We start from the raw sequence: 19505 nt of genomic DNA, 5'->3' as shown, positions 1-19505 counted from the left end.
AGTGATAGAAATGAAACTAATTGAACAATTTGTTAATGCAGTTATTGCTGCATCCGATTACCAAGAAGAAGACTACATCTACTTGTACAACAGAGTTTTGACACTTGTTGGAGAGGAAGGTAGTGATCAAGAATGCAATCAAACAGAGCTTATTGCACTGAAAGATCAATTAGTTGACTTGGCAGTAGCTAATGGAAAGGTTGGAGCTTTACTAGAAGAAAAAGACTGTTTGGGTGCGGAATTAATGAACTTCATTACTCCAACCCCAAGTCATTTGAACAAGCAATTTTGGGATACTTATCAAAAATCTCCTGATAAGGCTATCTCTGATTTCTATGCTTTAAGCAAGGCTAATAATTATATAAAAGTGTCAGCTATTGCCAAAAATATTGCTTTCAAAACGGCGTCTGAATATGGGGATATGGAAATTACCATTAATTTATCTAAACCTGAAAAAGACCCCAAAGCTATTGCGGCAGCAAAATTAGTTAAAAGTTCAACTTATCCAATGTGTCAGTTGTGCATGGAGAATGAAGGTTATCAGGGGAGAATTGATCATCCTGCGCGTGCTAATCACCGAATTATCCGGATGGATTTAGATGGTGAAAAATGGGGCTTCCAATATTCGCCTTATGCCTACTTCAATGAACATTGCATTTTCTTAGATACTCAACATCTTCCAATGGTGATTAGTCAAAAAACATTTGACCAATTATTAGGCATTGTTGATCAATTCCCGGGCTACATAGCAGGCTCAAATTCCGACTTGCCAATAGTTGGAGGCTCAATTTTAACGCATAACCATTACCAAGGAGGGCGTCATGATTTTCCGATGGCTTTGGCAGAACTGGACCAAGTCTTCACAATTGAAGGTTTTGAGGATATTGAAACAGCCACTGTTAAATGGCCAATGTCTGTGATCCGTTTAAGAGGAAAAAATGCTGAGAGAATGAGTCAACTGGCAGAAAAAATTCGACTCACTTGGCGTGATTATAGTGACGCGGAACTGGACATCCTTGCATATACAGGAGAAACACGACATCATACGGTAACACCGATTGCGCGCAAGCACGGCCAACTTTTTGAATTAGACCTTGTTCTACGTGATAATCACACGACAGATCAATTTCCTGACGGAGTCTATCATCCCCATAAAGGCTTACATCACATTAAAAAAGAAAACATCGGACTAATTGAGGTAATGGGCTTAGCGATTCTTCCGCCAAGGTTAAAAGATGAACTTTTGGAAGTTGAAAAATATCTTCAAGATGAGTATAATAGCATAGCAGACTATCACAAGGAATGGGCTGATCAGATCAAAGTAGCTGGTGCATTTGACCGAGCTAGTGTGCATGATTATGTTCAAGAACAAGTGGGACAAGTTTTCGTCAAAGTTTTAGAAGATGCTGGAGTTTATAAGAACACAGCTGAAGGTAAGGTCGGTTTTGCTCGCTTTATCTCAAACTTGGGCTTAAAAGGAGAATAATAATGGCAATTTTAGTACTCGGTGGTGCTGGTTACATAGGATCACATATGGTTGATCGTTTAATTGAAGTGGAGCATGAAGAAGTTGTAGTCGTTGATAATTTGGTTACAGGGCATCGTCAAGCAGTCCATAAAGATGCTAAGTTTTATGAAGGTGATTTAGCCGACCAGGCTTTTATGCGTCAAGTTTTTTCTGAAAATCCACAAGTAGATGCAGTAATTCATTTCGCGGCTTATTCATTAGTCGGTGAATCAATGGAGAACCCCCTTAAATACTTCGATAATAACACTGTAGGAATGGTTAAATTGTTGGAAGTGATGAACGAATGTGGCGTGAAAAACATTGTCTTCTCATCAACAGCAGCCACTTATGGGATTCCTGAAGAAATGCCAATCAAAGAAAGTACAGCACAAAAGCCAATTAATCCTTATGGCGAAAGCAAGTTGATGATGGAAAAAATCATGGCTTGGTGTGATCAAGCTTATGGCATCAAATTTGTGGCTCTTCGTTACTTTAATGTTGCTGGTGATAAACCAGATGGTAGCATAGGTGAAGACCACAATCCAGAAACGCACTTGGTTCCTATCGTTTTGCAAGTTGCACAAGGAAGTCGCGACAAGATTACAATCTTCGGAGATGACTATGCGACTGCAGATGGGACAAATGTCCGTGATTATGTTCATCCTTTTGATTTGGCGCAAGCGCATAGCCTTGCTGTTAAGTATTTAAAAGAAGGTAATGAATCAACTGCCTTTAACTTAGGTTCCTCTACAGGCTTCTCGAATTTGCAAATTGTAGAGGTGGCACGAAAAGTAACCGGAGAATCAATCCCATCTGAAATTGGTCCACGTAGACATGGTGATCCGGATAGCTTGATTGCTGACTCAAGTAAAGCGCGTGAGATTCTTGGTTGGAAACCAGAATTTGATGATATCGAAAAAATCATCGCAACTGCCTGGACGTGGCAATCAAGCCATCCTAATGGTTACGAAAAATAAAGCTAAAAAGACTAATTTTAGTCTTTTTAGTCTCTCTTCTTGAAAAATAATTACTTTTTGCATAAAATAGCAATATAAATTTAAAAGAGAAGAGTTAATTATGAATTTTGAGGATGCTTTAAATCATTTCACTGAAATTTCCATTCAAGAGTTGATTACTAAAATAGAAAATGAAGACAAGGTTATTGCTTTTTTAGGGCGTGAAACTTGTGGTTTTTGTCGACGATTTGCACCAAAGTTGGCGCAAATCAGTCAAGAATATGATTTAACAGTTTATTATATTGCTAGTGATAACATCGATGATATGGCCTTACTTTCTCGCTTTAGAGAGTTACATAATATTCCAACCGTTCCAGCCTTAGTGGTTACTGATCAAGGAATAATTCGTCGGATATGTGATTCATCATTGAGTGAAGAAGCAATTGCTACTTTTATTGATGCATAGACTAACTTGCTATCTGATAGCAATTTTGATATAGTTAATCATGACTTTTATATAGACTTAAGGAGAAATTATGGGACTTTCAACAATATTAATGTTTGCAGTAATGATTGGTTTAATCTTTGTTATGCAACGTCAACAAAAAAAACAAGCTAGCGAACGCCAAAACCAATTAAATGCAATTGCTAAAGGTGATCAAATTGTTACCATCGGTGGCATGTATGCATTTGTCGATGATGTTGATAAAGAGGCTAACCGGGTTATTTTAGATGTTGATGGTGTCTTTCTACCATTTGAGCTATCAGCGATCAAACGCGTTATCTCAAAAGGTGATGCTGTAACTGAAACAGTTGCAAGCACTGAAGAAGAAGCTGTAGCAACTGAAGAAGCAAGTCTTCCAGTTGTGGAAGATACTGACCTAGCTGTGCAAGAAGAATCAGCAATTAGTGAAACAAAATAATATTATTTTTATTTATATAATATTGATCCAAAATGAGTTCTTGTAGCTATTTGTTTACCATTTAGCTATAGGGGCTCATTTTTTACATAAATCGACTATAAAAGGTAAGTAAAATAGTGGTTATTATGGTAAAATATTATGTAAGTACGCTTAAAATAAGGAAAAGACATGTTTGGACTAAAAGTAAAATCAAAAAATACAAAATTAGATAAAATTCCAAAACATATTGGAATTATCATGGACGGCAATGGCCGTTGGGCAAAGAAACGCCTAAAACCACGCATTTTTGGTCATAAAGCAGGAATGGATGCACTTCAAGAAGTAACAATCGCCGCTTCTGATTTGGGTATAAAAGTTCTCACTGTTTATGCTTTCTCGACTGAGAATTGGTCTCGCCCTGAAGACGAAGTTAATTTTATTATGAACTTACCTGTTGAATTCTTTGACAAATATGTTCCTGAATTAAATAAAAATAATGTTCGTATTCAAATGATTGGTGAAACACACCGTTTACCAGAAGCAACATTAACTGCTTTAAATAATGCTATTGAGAGAACACGACGTAATTCAGGCTTAATACTGAATTTTGCCTTGAATTATGGAGGTCGTGCTGAAATTACTTTGGCTGTTCGCAATATTGCTCAAGATGTTTTAGATGCTAATTTGAACCCAGGTGATATTACTGAGGACTTGATTGCCAATTATTTAATGACTGATCACCTTCCATATCTCTATCGAGATCCGGATTATATTATTAGGACTAGTGGTGAGTTGCGTCTTAGCAACTTTTTACCTTGGCAGTCAGCTTATAGTGAATTTTATTTTACACCAGTCCTCTGGCCTGATTTTAAACAGGAACAGCTGATTGAAGCTTTAGAAGAGTATAACCGCCGTCAACGTCGATTTGGTGGGGTTTAGTAGGAGAAATTGTTTTTATGAAAGAACGCGTTATATGGGGCTTGATTGCGGCTGTAATCTTTTTACCCTTTTTAGTGTTTGGAAGCTTGCCCTTCCAACTATTTGTCGGAGGCTTAGCCATGATTGCAGTCTCTGAAATGTTCAAGATGAAACGGTTGGAAATTTTTTCATTTGAAGGAGCTCTCGCAATGATGGCTGCATTCGTGTTGACAATTCCCATGGATTCATACTTAACTTTCTTACCAATAGACGCCAGTTTTGCATGTTATGGCTTGTTTGTCTTCTTAATTTTAGCTGGAACTGTTATTAACAGTGAACGTTATTCATTTGATGACGCAGCTTTTCCGATTGCAGCTAGTCTATATGTCGGGATTGGCTTCCAAAACCTTGTTCATGCAAGAATGGCTGGAATAGATAAAGTCTTGTTAGCTCTCTTTATTGTTTGGGCAACAGACATTGGTGCTTATTTGATTGGTCGCCAGTATGGAAAACGTAAATTATTGCCAAAAGTCTCACCTAATAAAACAATTGAAGGTAGTTTAGGCGGTATCTTATCTGCAGTTGTCGTAGCCTTAATTTTTATGTTGGTTGATAAAGCAGTCTATGCACCATTTAATTTCTTCTTAATGTTGATTTTTGTGGCATGTTTCTCAGTCTTTGCCCAATTTGGAGATTTAGTGGAAAGCTCTATTAAACGTCATTTTGGTGTTAAAGATTCAGGGAAACTAATTCCAGGACACGGTGGTATTTTAGATCGCTTTGATTCGATGATTTTTGTTTTTCCAATTATGCATTTATTTGGTTTATTCTAAAACCAATAAATAGACTGAAAGGAATGTTATGTTAGGTTTATTTACCTTTATTATCATCTTTGGAATATTAGTCATTGTCCATGAATTTGGACATTTCTATTTTGCAAAGAAGTCTGGTATTTTAGTTCGTGAGTTTGCAATAGGGATGGGTCCGAAAATCTTTTCACAAGTTGACAAAGAAGGTACCCTTTACACTATTCGTATTTTACCTTTAGGTGGTTATGTTCGCATGGCCGGCTGGGGTGATGACACAACTGAAATAAAAACTGGAACACCGGTCACTTTGACCTTGAATGAACAAGGGCTGGTTAAACGAATTAACTTATCTCAAAATAAGATTGATCCAACAAGTTTGCCTATGAATGTGACCGCTTATGACTTAGAAGATAAGCTTGAAATCACAGGATTGGTGATTGATGAACGCAAAACCTATGCGGTTGATCATGACGCAACAATTGTTGAAGAAGACGGCACAGAAATTCGCATCGCCCCCAAAGATGTTCAGTATCAAAATGCTAGCATCTGGGGAAGATTGATCACGAACTTTGCTGGCCCGATGAACAACTTCATACTTGGCTTGGTCGTCTTCATCGTCTTAGCCTTCGTTCAAGGCGGTGTTCCTGACTATAATTCAAATCAGATCCGTGTTGTGGACAATGGCCCTGCTGCCAAAGCTGGGATTAAATCTGATGATCAAATTATCAAAATCAATCAGTACCCTGTTAAAAATTGGGAAGATTTAACACAAGCTGTTCAACAGTCAACCCAAAAATTAGCAGACAATCAAAGCTTGCAAGTGACAACGCTGTCGCATGGCAAGAAAAAAATAGTTAACTTAAAACCCCAAAAGAATGGCAAACAATATATCATTGGTGTTCAGACCAAGATAAAAACAAGTCTCAAAGATAAAATTGTTGGTGGCTTTGAAATGTCTGTTCGCGGAGCTTTGTTAATTATTACAGCACTGAAAAATTTAATCACAGGTTTTAGTCTTGATAAATTAGGTGGGCCCGTGGCCATGTACCAAATGTCTAATCAGGCTGCTAATAGTGGCATTGAGTCAGTGTTATCTTTAATGGCTATGCTATCAATCAACCTTGGAATCTTTAATTTAATCCCGATTCCAGCACTTGACGGTGGTAAAATTTTCATCAACTTAATTGAAGCTATTCGTCGGAAACCACTGAAACAAGAAACTGAATCTTATATTACGCTTGCAGGTGTTGCAATTATGGTCTTATTGATGATTGCAGTAACTTGGAACGATATTATGCGTGCTTTTTTCTAATAAACTAGGAGAAATGAAATACAATGAAACAATCTAAAATGCTTATTCCAACACTTCGCGAAATGCCAAGTGATGCTCAAGTTATCAGCCACGCCTTGATGGTTCGTGCTGGTTATGTCAGACAAGTCTCGGCTGGTATCTATGCTTATTTACCACTTGCTAACCGTACAATTGAAAAATTCAAGACCATTATGCGTCAAGAATTTGACAAAATTGGGGCAGTTGAAATGTTGTCTCCGGCTTTACTAACAGCTGATTTATGGCGTGAATCTGGTCGTTATGAAACTTATGGTGATGACCTTTATAAATTGAAAAATCGTGACCAATCTGATTTTATCTTAGGTCCAACTCATGAAGAAACGTTTACAACATTAGTTCGTGATGCTGTTAAATCTTACAAACAATTACCTTTAAACCTTTATCAAATTCAGTCTAAGTACCGTGATGAAAAACGGCCACGTAATGGACTGCTTCGCACTCGTGAATTCATCATGAAAGATGGTTATAGCTTCCATCCTGATTATGAAGATCTTGATATTGCCTATGAAGACTACCGTCGTGCCTATGAAGCTATTTTTACTAGAGCTGGTCTTGATTTCAAAGGTATTATTGGTGATGGCGGAGCGATGGGTGGGAAAGATTCTCAAGAATTCATGGCAATTACGCCTGAACGTACGGATCTTGATCGTTGGTTAGTTCTTGATAAATCAATTCCATCGGTAGATGAGATTCCTGAAGATGTCTTGGATGCTATTAAGGCAGAACTAAAAGCTTGGATGATCTCTGGGGAGGACACGATTGCTTACTCAAGTGAATCAAGCTACGCGGCCAACCTTGAAATGGCCAGCGATGAGTATAAACCATCTCAAAAAGTTGAAGCACAAAATGAACTGGCTGAAGTGGAAACTCCAAATTGCAAAACAATTGATGAGGTTGCAGCATTTCTATCAATTGATGAAACAGCAACCATCAAAACACTTCTCTTTATGGCAGACCAAGAGCCTGTCATTGCTTTGTTAGTTGGTAATGACCAAGTAAATGATGTCAAATTGAAAAACTATCTTGGAGCAGATTTTCTTGAAGTAGCAACTGAAGAAGAAGCTTTCGCTGTCTTTGGTGCTCACTTTGGCTCACTTGGACCAGTTAACCTTCCTCAAACTGTTCGCATTGTGGCTGATCGGAAGGTGACCAATCTTGCTAACGCTGTTGCCGGCGCAAACAAAGATGGCTACCATTTGACTGGTATCAATCCTGAACGTGATTTCCAAGCAGAGTATGTTGATATTCGTGAAGTTAAAGAAGGTGAAATTTCTCCTGATGGACATGGGGTTCTTCAATTTGCCCGCGGTATCGAAATTGGTCACATCTTCAAATTAGGCACACGCTATTCAGATAGCTTGGGAGCAACCATACTTGATGAGAATGGCCGAGCTGTACCAATTGTTATGGGTTGTTATGGAATCGGAGTGAGCCGTATTTTATCAGCTGTCATTGAGCAGCATGCGCGCCTGTTCGTTAGTAAGACGCCTAAAGGCGACTATCGTTTTGCCTGGGGAATTAACTTCCCTAAAGAGTTGGCACCATTCGATGTTCATTTGATTACTGTTAATACCAAAGATCAAGAAGCACAGGAATTAACAAATCGTATTGAAACTGACTTAATGGCTAAAGGTTATGAAGTCTTAACGGATGACCGTAATGAACGTGTTGGTTCTAAATTCTCTGACAGTGATTTGATTGGTTTGCCAATCCGTGTCACAGTTGGTAAAAAAGCATCAGAAGGTATTGTTGAAATTAAGATTAAATCAAGTGGTGCCAGCATTGAAGTCAATGCTGAAAACTTAACTGAAACATTAGAAATTTTGACAAAAGAGAATTAAGAAGAGACCAGTCCGTCTGGTCTTTTTGTTTTTTCGAATTTTTCAATTATAAGAAGTGGATATGAGGTTTTTAATTTTTTTCAACTTGCTTTCATGGTATACTAAAATAGAGGGAAAGGGGTTCCACCTATGAAAAGTAGATCAGAGTTAAAACGTCAAGCAAAAGATTCCCTAAAGGGCAATTGGAAGTGGGCATTGCTGACACTATCTTTACCAACAGCAATTGTAACCTGCATTTATATGGTGGCCTATATAGCAGTAATGCTAAATTATGGCTCAACTGATATGAATGGTAATACAACATTGACAACTACAGGGACAGTCTTAGCATTTCTTATCCTGGTTATATTTTCTTTGGTTATTGTTGGTTTATATAGTGGCATCACAAAAGGATCGATGGATTTAATTCGCAATCAAAAACAAGATAGTAAAGAGACAGTTCTTTTTGGCTTTACACCAAAGCACTATACTAATTTTTTAATATTAAATATTTTAATTGCGGTCTTTACCTTTTTATGGAGATTATTGTTGGTTATTCCTGGAATCATCAAAGGACTTGCTTATTCACAAGCCCCATATGTTATGGTTGATCGCTTGGTATCAGGTTTAGACGGCAAACCACTGGAATCAATTACCCGTAGCCGTGAATTAATGGATGGTCATAAGTGGCGTTATTTTGTTCTGCAACTGAGCTTCATTGGCTGGGCTATCTTAGCTTCACTTAGTGCTGGGATTGGTTATTTCTTCTTAATTCCATATGTCATGGCTACAAATGCGGCCTTTTATGATGATGTATTAGTTGATAAAGGACTTAATAGTTTTACCAAAAAACTTGATCCAGAACCAAGTCCAAAAGATATAGTTGAATCAAAAGAAGAAATTGTTAAGGATGTTCCTTTAATGGGGCAACCAGAAGTTAAGGATGTTATCGTGAAATAATTGAAAGACTTGTTTCCCTTATGGAACAAGTCTTTTTTCTTTTCCTAATTGTCAGGGTCGAAATGTCTTGCTATTTATGGTAAAATATAGGCTAAGATATTCAGGAGAAAACTATGTCAGATTTATTCGTAAAACTAATGGAACAGATCCAAATGCCGCTTGAAATGAGAAATTCAAGTGCTTTTTCGTCTGGGGACATCATTGAAGTTAAAGTTCATTCTGTGTCACGACTCTGGGAGTTTCATTTTTCCTTTGCGGAGCTATTGCCCATTGAAATCTATCAAGAACTGGCCTATCGATTGAAGTATACCTTTGAAGTTGCGGAAATCAAGATAAAGTTTGATATTGCTGTTGAAAATCCAGAATTTTCGGATCAACTTTTACAAGCTTATTATAAAGAAGCCTTTGAACATGAGCCTTGTAATGGAGCTAGTTTTAAGTCTTCTTTTGCCAAATTAAAGGTTGCTTTTCAGGATGGTCAAGTCCAAATTTTGACCCCTGACTTTGTTAACAATGATCACTTTAGACAAAATCACATTCCAAATTTGGTCAAACAATTTACGGATTTTGGTTTTGGGGAATTAGAGATTATCATGGTCTCTGATTCAGAAATGACCCAAACACTTCAAGAAAGTTTTGATAACAGTCGCCAGGCAATTTTGGAAAAGGCTGTTCAAGAAAATCTTGAAGCACAAAAATCACTTGAAGCGATGCAACCTGCCCCTGAGGAACAGGCAAGCAAACCATCTTATGACTTTAAAGAACGGGTTGCGCAACGCCAAGCTGGATTTGACAAGGCTCCTATTACACCGATGATTGAAGTGGAGACTGAGGAAAATCGGATTGTCTTTGAGGGAATGGTATTTGATGTGGAACGCAAAACAACGCGAACTGGTCGTCACATCATCAACTTCAAGATGACTGATTATACGTCAAGCTTTGCCATGCAAAAATGGGCAAAAGATGATGACGAACTGCGTAAATTTGACATGATTGCCAAAGGTTCGTGGCTGAGAGTCCAAGGGAATGTAGAGAATAATCAATTTACCAAAAGTTTAACTATGAATGTTCAACAGGTTAAGGAGATTGTCCATCATGAACGCAAGGATTTAATGCCAGCAGATAAGAAACGGGTCGAGTTTCATGCTCATACCAATATGTCAACCATGGATGCTTTACCAACTGTTGAATCACTGATTGATACTGCAGCTAAATGGGGGCATAAGGCGGTTGCTATCACGGACCATGGAAATGTACAAAGTTTCCCACATGGCTATCACCGTGCTCGTAAAGCAGGAATTAAAGCAATCTTTGGTCTTGAAGCCAATATTGTGGAAGATAAGGTTCCCATTTCATATGATCCAGTAGACTTGGATTTGCATGAAAGTACTTATGTTGTTTTTGACGTGGAAACAACTGGTTTATCTGCTATGAATAACGATTTGATTCAGATTGCTGCTTCAAAAATGTACAAAGGCAATATCTTGGAACAATTTGATGAATTTATTGATCCAGGGCACCCTTTGTCAGCATTTACAACCGAACTAACAGGAATCACAGATAATCATTTAGTTGGTGCTAAGCCATTGCATCAAGTATTGGTAGAATTCCAAGCTTTTTGTAAAGATACCGTTTTAGTGGCCCATAATGCCAGCTTTGACGTTGGCTTTATGAATGCTAATTATGCTAGAGAGAATTTGCCAAAGATTACCCAGCCTGTCATTGATACATTAGAGTTTGCGCGTAATCTTTACCCAGAATATAAGCGTCATGGTCTTGGTCCTTTAACCAAACGATTTCAAGTAGCTCTTGATCACCATCATATGGCCAATTATGATGCCGAGGCTACCGGTCGTCTCCTCTTTATTTTCTTAAAAGATGCCAGAGAAAAGCATAATGTGACAAATCTTTTAGATTTAAACACAAAATTGGTGGCGGAAGATTCTTATAAGAAGGCCCGTGTTAAACATGCCACAATCTATGTTCAAAACCAAGTTGGATTAAAGAACATGTTCAAACTGGTTTCCCTGTCAAATGTCGTTTATTTTGAAGGCGTACCAAGAATACCTCGAACAATTCTCGACCAATACAGAGAGGGATTACTACTTGGTTCGGCTTGCTCAGAGGGCGAGGTTTTTGACACTGTCTTAAATAAAGGTGTTGATGCAGCTGTTGAAGTCGGCAAATATTATGACTTTATTGAAATCATGCCCCCTGCTATTTACCAACCTTTAATTGCGCGTGAATTAATTAAAGATCAAGAAGGTATTCATCAAATAATCAGAGATTTGATAGAAGTGGGAGCTCGTCTCAATAAACCGGTACTAGTTACGGGGAATGTTCATTACATCGAGCCAGAGGATGAAATCTATCGAGAGATTATTGTCCGCAGTTTAGGACAAGGGGCTATTATTAATAGAACCATTGGACGTGGGGAAGGAGCTCAGCCTGCTCCACTACCTCAAGCTCATTTTAGAACAACAAATGAAATGCTTGATGAAATGGCCTTCCTTGGCGAAGACTTAGCTTATCAAGTTGTCGTTCAAAATACTCAAGATTTTGCTGACCGAATTGAAGAAGTCGAAGTTGTAAAGGGTGATCTTTACACACCATTCATTGAAAAAGCAGAAGAAACAGTGGCCGAATTAACTTACCAAAAAGCCTTCGAAATTTATGGCAATCCTTTACCAGATATCATTGACTTACGGATTGAAAAAGAATTGACGTCGATTTTGGGGAATGGCTTCGCGGTGATTTATCTTGCGTCACAGATGTTAGTTAACAGATCTAATGAGCGTGGCTACTTAGTAGGTTCACGGGGATCAGTTGGTTCTAGTTTCGTTGCGACCATGATTGGGATTACTGAAGTTAACCCAATGCCACCTCATTACGTTTGTCCTAAGTGTCAACGATCAGAATTCATTACCGACGGATCAGTTGGTTCAGGTTATGACTTGCCAGATAAGGACTGTCCAGACTGCGGGACTAAATATCAAAAAGATGGACAAGATATCCCATTTGAAACTTTCCTAGGTTTTGATGGGGACAAGGTTCCCGATATCGATTTGAACTTCTCTGGGGATGATCAACCAAGTGCTCACTTGGACGTCAGGGATATTTTCGGTGCAGAATATGCTTTCCGGGCCGGAACTGTAGGTACAGTTGCCGACAAAACAGCCTATGGTTTTGTTAAGGGGTATGAGCGGGACTTTGGAAAATTCTATCGTGATGCCGAAGTTGATCGACTAGCCAAAGGTGCTGCCGGCGTTAAACGAACAACTGGTCAGCACCCGGGTGGTATCGTTGTTATTCCTAACTATATGGATGTCTATGACTTTACGCCAGTTCAATTCCCAGCAGAAGATGTTTCTGCCTCTTGGCAAACAACCCACTTTAACTTCCATGATATCGACGAAAACGTCTTGAAATTAGATATTCTAGGTCATGATGATCCGACCATGATCAAAAAACTAGAGGATTTATCAGGTATCGATGCAAAAACAATTCAAGCAGATGACCCTGGAGTTATGGCTCTCTTTTCAGGGACTGAAATACTTGGCGTTACACCAGAACAAATTGGCACACCAACAGGTATGCTTGGTATTCCCGAATTCGGAACGTCATTTGTTCGTGGTATGGTTAATGAAACACGACCAACAACCTTTGCCGAACTCTTGCAGTTATCTGGACTTTCTCATGGTACCGATGTTTGGTTAGGTAATGCCCAAGATTTGATTAAAGAAGGAATTGCAACCCTAAAAACCGTTATTGGTTGTCGTGATGACATTATGGTTTACCTTATGCATGCTGGCTTAGAGCCGAAAATGGCCTTTACCATTATGGAACGGGTTCGTAAGGGGATGTGGTTGAAAATTTCTGAAGAAGAACGTAATTCTTATATCCAAGCCATGCGTAAAAATAATGTACCAGACTGGTATATTGAATCTTGTGGAAAAATCAAATACATGTTCCCGAAAGCTCACGCGGCAGCTTATGTTTTAATGGCCTTACGGGTAGCTTATTTCAAAGTTCATCACCCATTAATGTATTACTGTGCATACTTTTCCATTAGAGCCAAAGCTTTTGAATTGAAAACAATGAGTGGCGGTTTAAAAGCTGTTAAGGCGCGAATGGAAGATATTCAAATTAAACGCAAGAACAATGAAGTAACTAACGTTGAAAATGATCTTTTCACGACTCTTGAGATTGTCAATGAGATGCTTGAGCGTGGTTATAAATTCGGCAAACTCGATTTATACCGCAGTGAAGCTATAGAATTTCAAATTGATGGCGACACCTTGATTCCGCCTTTCGTTGCTATGGAAGGTTTGGGGGAAAATGTGGCCAAACAAATCGTTCGAGCACGCCAAGAAGGCGAATTCCTATCTAAAATGGAATTGCGTAAACGAGGCGGTGCTTCATCCACATTAGTTGAAAAAATGGATGATATGGGAATCCTTGGAAATATGCCAGAGGATAACCAGCTAAGTCTCTTCGAAGATTTCTTTTAAAATAAATAAAGTCAATTACTTAATCAAGTAATTGACTTTATTACTATCTAGTGGTAAAATGACAAAAATAGAAATGAAGAGAAAGGAGATACAATGAGTGAATTTAAAAATAATGCTGTAAAATCAATGGTTGTGATGCGTAAAGCTTTTCGAACAATTGATGCTAAAGTTTCAGAATCTTATAAAGAGTTTGATTTAACGCCAACTCAATTTGCTGTACTAGACTTGTTACATGCAAAAGGAACGATGAAAATTGGCGAACTAATCAACAGTATTTTGGCAACATCTGGAAACATGACAGTTGTTATTAAGAACATGGAGAAAAAAGGCTGGGTTGAACGCATTTCGTGTCCTAATGATAAGCGGTCATTCCTAGTTAGCTTAACTGAAGACGGGCAAGCAGTGATTGAAAAGGCTTTGCCAAGCCATATTGGCTATGTTGAAGAGGCATTTTCTGTCTTAACAGAAGATGAGCAAGGGCAGTTAATAGAGTTATTGAAAAAATTTAAAAACTTATAAGCATATTCCTTTACATTTACTCTGAAGATGATATAATCACTACATAGTATTAATTTATCACTATTTAGTAATAAACTAAGGAGGCAATAATGCTTTTTGTTGATACAATTAAAAACATATTCAAAGGAGAAAAAGAAATGTCATTTTTAGAAGAATTAAAAAACCGTCGCTCAATTTATGCTTTAGGTCGTAATACTGAAGTATCAGATGAAGAAATCGTTGAAGTTATCAAAGAAGCGGTTCGTCAATCCCCATCAGCTTTCAACAGCCAAACTACTCGCGTTCTTATCTTAATGAATGATGAAGCATCAGCATTTTGGAATGAATTAGTTGCTACTGATTTAGAAGCAACAATGAAAGAACAAGGTGCTCCTGAAGAAGCGATTGCTGGAACTAAAGAAAAACTTGCAAGCTTTGGAGCTTCAAAAGGAACTGCATTATTCTTTGAAGATCAAGATGTTGTAAAAGGTTTACAAGAACAATTTGCACTTTATGCTGATAATTTCCCAGTTTGGTCAGAACAAGCTTCAGGAATCACAAGTGTTAATGCTTGGACTGCACTTTCTTCAGAACTTGGCTTAGGCGCTAATTTACAACATTACAATCCTGTTATTGATGCATCAGTTATTGCTAAATACAACGTGCCAGCTAGCTGGAAACTTCGTGGACAATTAAACTTTGGCTCAATTGAAGCACCTGCTGGGGATAAAGAATTTATGAACGATGAAGATCGTTTCAAAGTAATTGGCTAATCCTAATTCCTAATAGAATGCTAGAAGCTCTCTCTGAATAATCCATAAAACACTCCTAAATTTAGGAGTGTTTTATTAATTTGAATAAACAATCATCAGCAAGCCAGCATCTTTGATGAAATAATTTATACAAAAATTTAAAAATATAATAAAGAGGAGCATATTTCTTTACATAATCTCTGAAGATGATATAATTACTACATAGTATAAATAATCACTATTTAGTGATAAAGTTAGGAGACAATAATGTCTATCATTGCTAAATTAAAAACCATCTTCAAAGGGGAAAAAGAAATGAAAAATATTTTATTTATCGACGGATCATTACGTAAAGGTTCATTCAACCACCAATTGGCAGAGACAGCTGAAACCGTATTAGCTGGTAAAGCTAATGTTTCTTTTCTTGACTGGGCTCAAGTACCTGTCTTTACTCAAGATTTAGAAGCAAATGCTCCAGAATCAGTAGTTAAAGTTCGTGAAGCTATTCAAGCTGCAGATGCTATTTGGATTTTCTCACCAGTTTATAACTTTTCTATTCCTGGTTCAGTAAAAAACCTACTTGACTGGGCTTCACGTGCTTTAGACCTCTCAGACCCAACAGGACCTTCAGCTATCGGCGGAAAAATTGTTACTGTTTCATCAGTAGCAAATGGGGGACATGATCAAATGTTCCAAATCTACAATGATTTGATGCCATTTATCCGTACATCAGTTGCCGGTGAATTCACTAAAGCCACAGTTAACCCAGAAGCTTGGGGGACTGGGGTTCTTGAAGTAACTGAAGATACTAAAGCTAGCTTGATAGCTCAAGCAGAAGCTCTATTAGCAGCAATGGAAGCGTAATTTCAAGTTAAAATTATATGGGATGCAATAAATAACCCTCTCCAAAAAGATGCTCCCACATTTAAAATTAATTGAAAGCAGTTGACACCTTAACCGAATCAACTTGCATAATGATAATAAAAAAGTTCTCAAGTTTGAAATTTGAGAACTTTTTGTCTAATTAACTTTGCAATTGTTATTCAATAATCAGCATGCCTTCTTTAATCGCAAAGGGTGTATCACTGTTAATACGGTCATAGAACATAATCCCATTAATATGGTCAATTTCATGTTGAACAACAATTGCATTGTAGCCTTTTAATTTAATTCTATGTTTTTCGCCTTCTTTGTCAAAGTATTCAACAGTCACACGAGCATGGCGAACAACGTAGCCCTCAATCAAACGGTCCACAGATAAGCAGCCTTCGCCATCAGCAAGTGCAGCATCTTGAACAGAATGAGAAACAATCTTAGGATTATACATAACTTCTTTAATACTGAATGCTTCTTTTGGAGGATTTCCTTCAGCATCTTCCATATTAGGAACGAGAACTGCGATGATACGTTTTGAAACATCTAATTGCGGTGCTGCTAAACCAACGCCACCACGTAGGCCAAGTTTTTCAGCCATTACTGGATCCTGTGAATTTTTCAGAAATTGCATCATTTTTTCTCCCAAGATAAGGTCTTGGTCTGAAAGAGGTAAGGAAACTTCCTCAGCATGTGCCCTTAAAGTAGGATTCCCTTCACGAATAATATCATCCATATCAATCAGATGACTGGCTTTAATAAGTTTATCTTGTGCAGACATTGTTACTCCTTTTAATCTTTTCAATGGCTCTACTATATCATATTTCAGGCTATTTTAAAAGTAGACAACTGGTAAGACTCTATGAAAAATGAGAAATAATAGAGCACAATCTGACTCAAAAAATAATTTTTCATAATGACTGTAAAAGTCTTGACAGAGGGATTTGGTGGGACTATAATGAAATCATTATTTCGAAATAATAAAAAATATATAGTAAACACATAGGAAGAAAGTGTGAGATTTATGAGTGATCAATTTGAACAAATTATTGCATTTGTTTTGATAGTTGGGATGTTTTACGGAATGTATTCAGGAGTTAAGGCAAAAATATGGGTGACTAAGAATTTAGGTTATGATTACTATATCCGTTTCAATTATCCAGGAAAGATAATTAACCTTCAAAAAGATAGTATATTACTAAAACAAATAAAGATTGTAGCTAATAGTAAAGACTTGTCTTCTTATTCAGTTCAATCTAAAATGAATGATAAAAACCTCAAAAATTATCTTATGAAACAATATCATTTAACTGACCAACAAGTCGTGGTTCAGACTGAACAGTTTTCAGGGCCTTTAGGAATGATTTAAGTGGTATATATGTCTTGTTTTTTACAGATAAATAAGATATGCTTAGGTAAGCTCCAAACAAGATTCTTAAAGAGAGAGAAGAATAAACTGGAAAACAATAAAAAAAGCCAATTCCTGGTGAGAGAGGAATTGGCTTTTTTGTCTATCAAGACTATTTAAAAAGTTTAAATAGTCTTGAAAGGAACCTTTCTTTTGAAGGACTTGGTTGGTTCTGAATAAGTTGGAGATTTTGTTGCTTATAGTAGTTTTCTTCTGCCATTTCGATAAATTTATCTTGAGCAGAATAGGCTTCTTGACCTTTGCTTAACTTGATATTTTGATAAGCACCATCAGTGGCAACCATCCGTCCTTTAATAGCATCAGAGAACTGCATATCTAAATACTTCATGATTTGATCTTTCAAAGATTCATCGAGGATGGGAGCAGCAATTTCCACCCGTTCTTCCATATTTCGAGTCATCAAGTCAGCTGAAGAAATATAAATAGCTCTGCTTTCATCTTTACCAAAAACATAAATTCGTGGATGCTCTAAGTAACGTCCCACAATACTGTGAATTTCGATTCGTTCAGTTAGTTCCTCAACACCAGGTAGTAGACATGTAATCCCTCTAATAATTAACTTAACAGTTACGCCAGCTTGAGAGGCTTGAACTAATTTGTCAATAAAATCTTTGTCAGTCAGAGAGTTAAATTTAAAGAAGAGATACCCAGCTTTACCTTTAAGAATTTCTTCATCAATCAATTCCAAAAAACGTTGTTTTAGACTTGAAGGTGCTTGCAGAAAATGTTTGTATTTACCATTGAGATTGCCCAGTGATAAATGATAGAAGAAGTCATTAGCATCCCAACCAAAATTTTTATTAGCTGTTAAGAGTGACAAGTCTGTATAAATCCGAGAAGTTTTCTCGTTGTAATTACCTGTTCCTATCTGCGTAATAAAGTTCAAAGTCTCATCGGGATTCTTAAAGATTGCAAGAAATACTTTTGAATGCGTTTTGTAATCCTCATAGCCATAGATAACATGACAACCCGCAGATTCAAGAATACTTGAATAGGAAATATTGCTTTCCTCATCAAATCGGGCTTTCAGTTCCATTAAGACAGTCACTTCAATGCCGTTTTCAGCTGCTTTAATCAATTGCTCCACTATTTGCGAATTGGAAGCTAGTCGGTAAATAGTTATCTTAATCGCCTGACAAGTTGGATCTTCGGCAATCTCTTTTAAAAGAGCAATGAAGGCATCAATGTCATCATAGGGGTAAGATAATAAATAATCTTTTTCTCTGACAGCGTTGATAATTGACGGAGTATATTTAAATGGATTATAAGCGTGAATTGGTGGGTAGAGCAAGTCATTTTTGATGGCCGTTGGTACATTATCAATCATTGGAAAAACAAACTGCATAGTCAAAGGTGTTTGGCTTACCATATAGTGATCTTGATCAAAGCCTAGTTTCTTAAAGAGGTATTCTTTTCCGAGTTCTGGTAAATTGCCTTGCGATTCTAACCGGACAGTACTCAAGCGTTTCCGTTTCTTGACAATAGATTTCATGAATTCAGCGTAGTTACTAAACATATCCTGATTTTCATAATCTGTACTCAAGTCAGTGTTCCTTGTCACACAAATGATGTTTTTATGTTTAACGGTATAACCAGCAAACAAATCATCGATATGACTCATAATGATTTCTTCAAGTAAGATAAAATCAACTTGGTGACCTGGCAAAGATACAATCGGAGAAAAGTCATCGCGGATTGGCAATAATCCAAAAGTAGGCACACCATCTTGTTCTAATTCGGTAAAAACGTAATTTCGATTATTTTCTAAAAAAGGAAGCGGATGACTTAAATCAATAATTTGTGGTGATAATAAATGATGAAGTCTCTTTTTGAAATAACGATCCGTATATTTCCTTTGTTCCTCATTTAATTCAGTATATTGTAATTGTCTAATATTATAGTTTTTTAAATCTTTCAAGATGGACTGATAAATACGATCCCGTTTTTGATATAAATCAGGCATCATTTTTAAAATCGCATCAATTTGTTGGGCTGGTGTCATGTCTGACTTGGTGTCAATTTTGTTTTTCTTCATTAACATCAAGTCATGAAGTGTACCTACACGAACCATAAAGAATTCATCTAAATTACTGGTAAAAATGGCGATGAATTTTAATTTTTCTAGTAAAGGTACTTCTTTAGCCTCAGCTTCCAATAAGACACGTTCATTAAAATGTAACCATGCAATTTCTCTGTTTTGCATGTATTTTAGTCCCATA

The 19505-nt window shown here is 37.2% G+C and carries 16 protein-coding genes; 14 read left to right on the top strand and 2 right to left on the bottom strand.

Features of this window, described 5'->3' with window-relative positions; all coding sequences use genetic code 11:
• Positions 1-10 precede the first annotated feature (10 nt).
• The 13 genes from galT (at position 11) to SPB_RS08360 (ending at position 15848) form a co-directional block, all read left to right on the top strand.
• Positions 11-1486, top strand: a complete 1476-nt coding sequence (galT, locus tag SPB_RS08420; protein WP_003103637.1) for a UDP-glucose--hexose-1-phosphate uridylyltransferase — start codon at positions 11-13, stop codon at positions 1484-1486.
• A gap of 2 nt (positions 1487-1488) precedes the next feature.
• Positions 1489-2484 (top strand): UDP-glucose 4-epimerase GalE, encoded by a 996-nt coding sequence (gene galE, locus SPB_RS08415; RefSeq protein WP_003102432.1) that lies wholly within the window; start codon positions 1489-1491, stop codon positions 2482-2484.
• 100 nt (positions 2485-2584) lie between these two features.
• Positions 2585-2929, top strand: coding sequence for a DUF6568 family protein (locus tag SPB_RS08410; protein ID WP_003103525.1), 345 nt, complete (start codon positions 2585-2587; stop codon positions 2927-2929).
• Between the two features lie 70 nt (positions 2930-2999).
• The gene (gene yajC / locus SPB_RS08405; RefSeq protein WP_003106024.1) at positions 3000-3386 is read left to right on the top strand and encodes a preprotein translocase subunit YajC; all 387 of its coding nucleotides are present in this window, start codon (positions 3000-3002) and stop codon (positions 3384-3386) included.
• 168 nt (positions 3387-3554) lie between these two features.
• Complete coding sequence (uppS, locus tag SPB_RS08400; protein WP_003103317.1) at positions 3555-4304, top strand: undecaprenyl pyrophosphate synthase; 750 nt, start codon at positions 3555-3557, stop codon at positions 4302-4304.
• 17 nt (positions 4305-4321) lie between these two features.
• The gene (locus SPB_RS08395) at positions 4322-5116 is read left to right on the top strand and encodes a phosphatidate cytidylyltransferase (protein WP_003104075.1); all 795 of its coding nucleotides are present in this window, start codon (positions 4322-4324) and stop codon (positions 5114-5116) included.
• A gap of 28 nt (positions 5117-5144) precedes the next feature.
• Complete coding sequence (gene rseP, locus SPB_RS08390) at positions 5145-6404, top strand: RIP metalloprotease RseP (RefSeq protein ID WP_003104692.1); 1260 nt, start codon at positions 5145-5147, stop codon at positions 6402-6404.
• Between the two features lie 23 nt (positions 6405-6427).
• Positions 6428-8284 carry a proline--tRNA ligase gene (locus tag SPB_RS08385; RefSeq protein ID WP_003105719.1) on the top strand — a complete coding sequence of 619 codons (1857 nt, stop codon included), beginning with the start codon at positions 6428-6430 and terminating at the stop codon, positions 8282-8284.
• Positions 8285-8413: 129 nt separating this feature from the next.
• Positions 8414-9223, top strand: a complete 810-nt coding sequence (locus tag SPB_RS08380; RefSeq protein WP_003102403.1) for a DUF975 family protein — start codon at positions 8414-8416, stop codon at positions 9221-9223.
• A gap of 113 nt (positions 9224-9336) precedes the next feature.
• Positions 9337-13734 carry a PolC-type DNA polymerase III gene (locus SPB_RS08375; RefSeq protein ID WP_003106023.1) on the top strand — a complete coding sequence of 1466 codons (4398 nt, stop codon included), beginning with the start codon at positions 9337-9339 and terminating at the stop codon, positions 13732-13734.
• A 93-nt stretch (positions 13735-13827) separates the two neighbouring features.
• Positions 13828-14253 carry a MarR family winged helix-turn-helix transcriptional regulator gene (locus tag SPB_RS08370; protein WP_003105345.1) on the top strand — a complete coding sequence of 142 codons (426 nt, stop codon included), beginning with the start codon at positions 13828-13830 and terminating at the stop codon, positions 14251-14253.
• 137 nt (positions 14254-14390) lie between these two features.
• Positions 14391-15005: a nitroreductase family protein gene (locus tag SPB_RS08365; RefSeq protein WP_037621399.1), complete on the top strand. Its 615-nt coding sequence runs from the start codon at positions 14391-14393 to the stop codon at positions 15003-15005.
• Between the two features lie 294 nt (positions 15006-15299).
• On the top strand, positions 15300-15848 hold the full coding sequence (locus tag SPB_RS08360) for an NADPH-dependent FMN reductase (RefSeq protein WP_175282155.1): 549 nt from the start codon (positions 15300-15302) through the stop codon (positions 15846-15848).
• Positions 15849-16023: 175 nt separating this feature from the next.
• Here SPB_RS08360 and def read toward each other — a convergent pair whose 3' ends face one another.
• Positions 16024-16638 carry a peptide deformylase gene (gene def / locus SPB_RS08355; RefSeq protein ID WP_003102806.1) on the bottom strand — a complete coding sequence of 205 codons (615 nt, stop codon included), beginning with the start codon at positions 16636-16638 and terminating at the stop codon, positions 16024-16026.
• Positions 16639-16881: 243 nt separating this feature from the next.
• Between def and SPB_RS08350 the strand changes: the two genes are divergently transcribed.
• Entirely contained in the window at positions 16882-17226 is a 345-nt protein-coding gene (locus SPB_RS08350) for a hypothetical protein (RefSeq protein ID WP_037621395.1), read from the top strand.
• 151 nt (positions 17227-17377) lie between these two features.
• On the opposite strand, the gene ppk1 is transcribed toward SPB_RS08350, so the two are convergent.
• A complete protein-coding gene (gene ppk1, locus SPB_RS08345; protein ID WP_003105045.1) occupies positions 17378-19504 on the bottom strand; it encodes a polyphosphate kinase 1 in 2127 nt (708 codons plus the stop codon).
• Between the last annotated feature and the right edge of the window lies 1 nt (position 19505).

The organism is Streptococcus parauberis NCFD 2020, from assembly GCF_000187935.1.
GTDB lineage: Bacteria > Bacillota > Bacilli > Lactobacillales > Streptococcaceae > Streptococcus > Streptococcus parauberis.
Note: the sequence above shows the minus strand (reverse complement) of the source record. Positions and strands in the feature narration are given on the sequence as shown.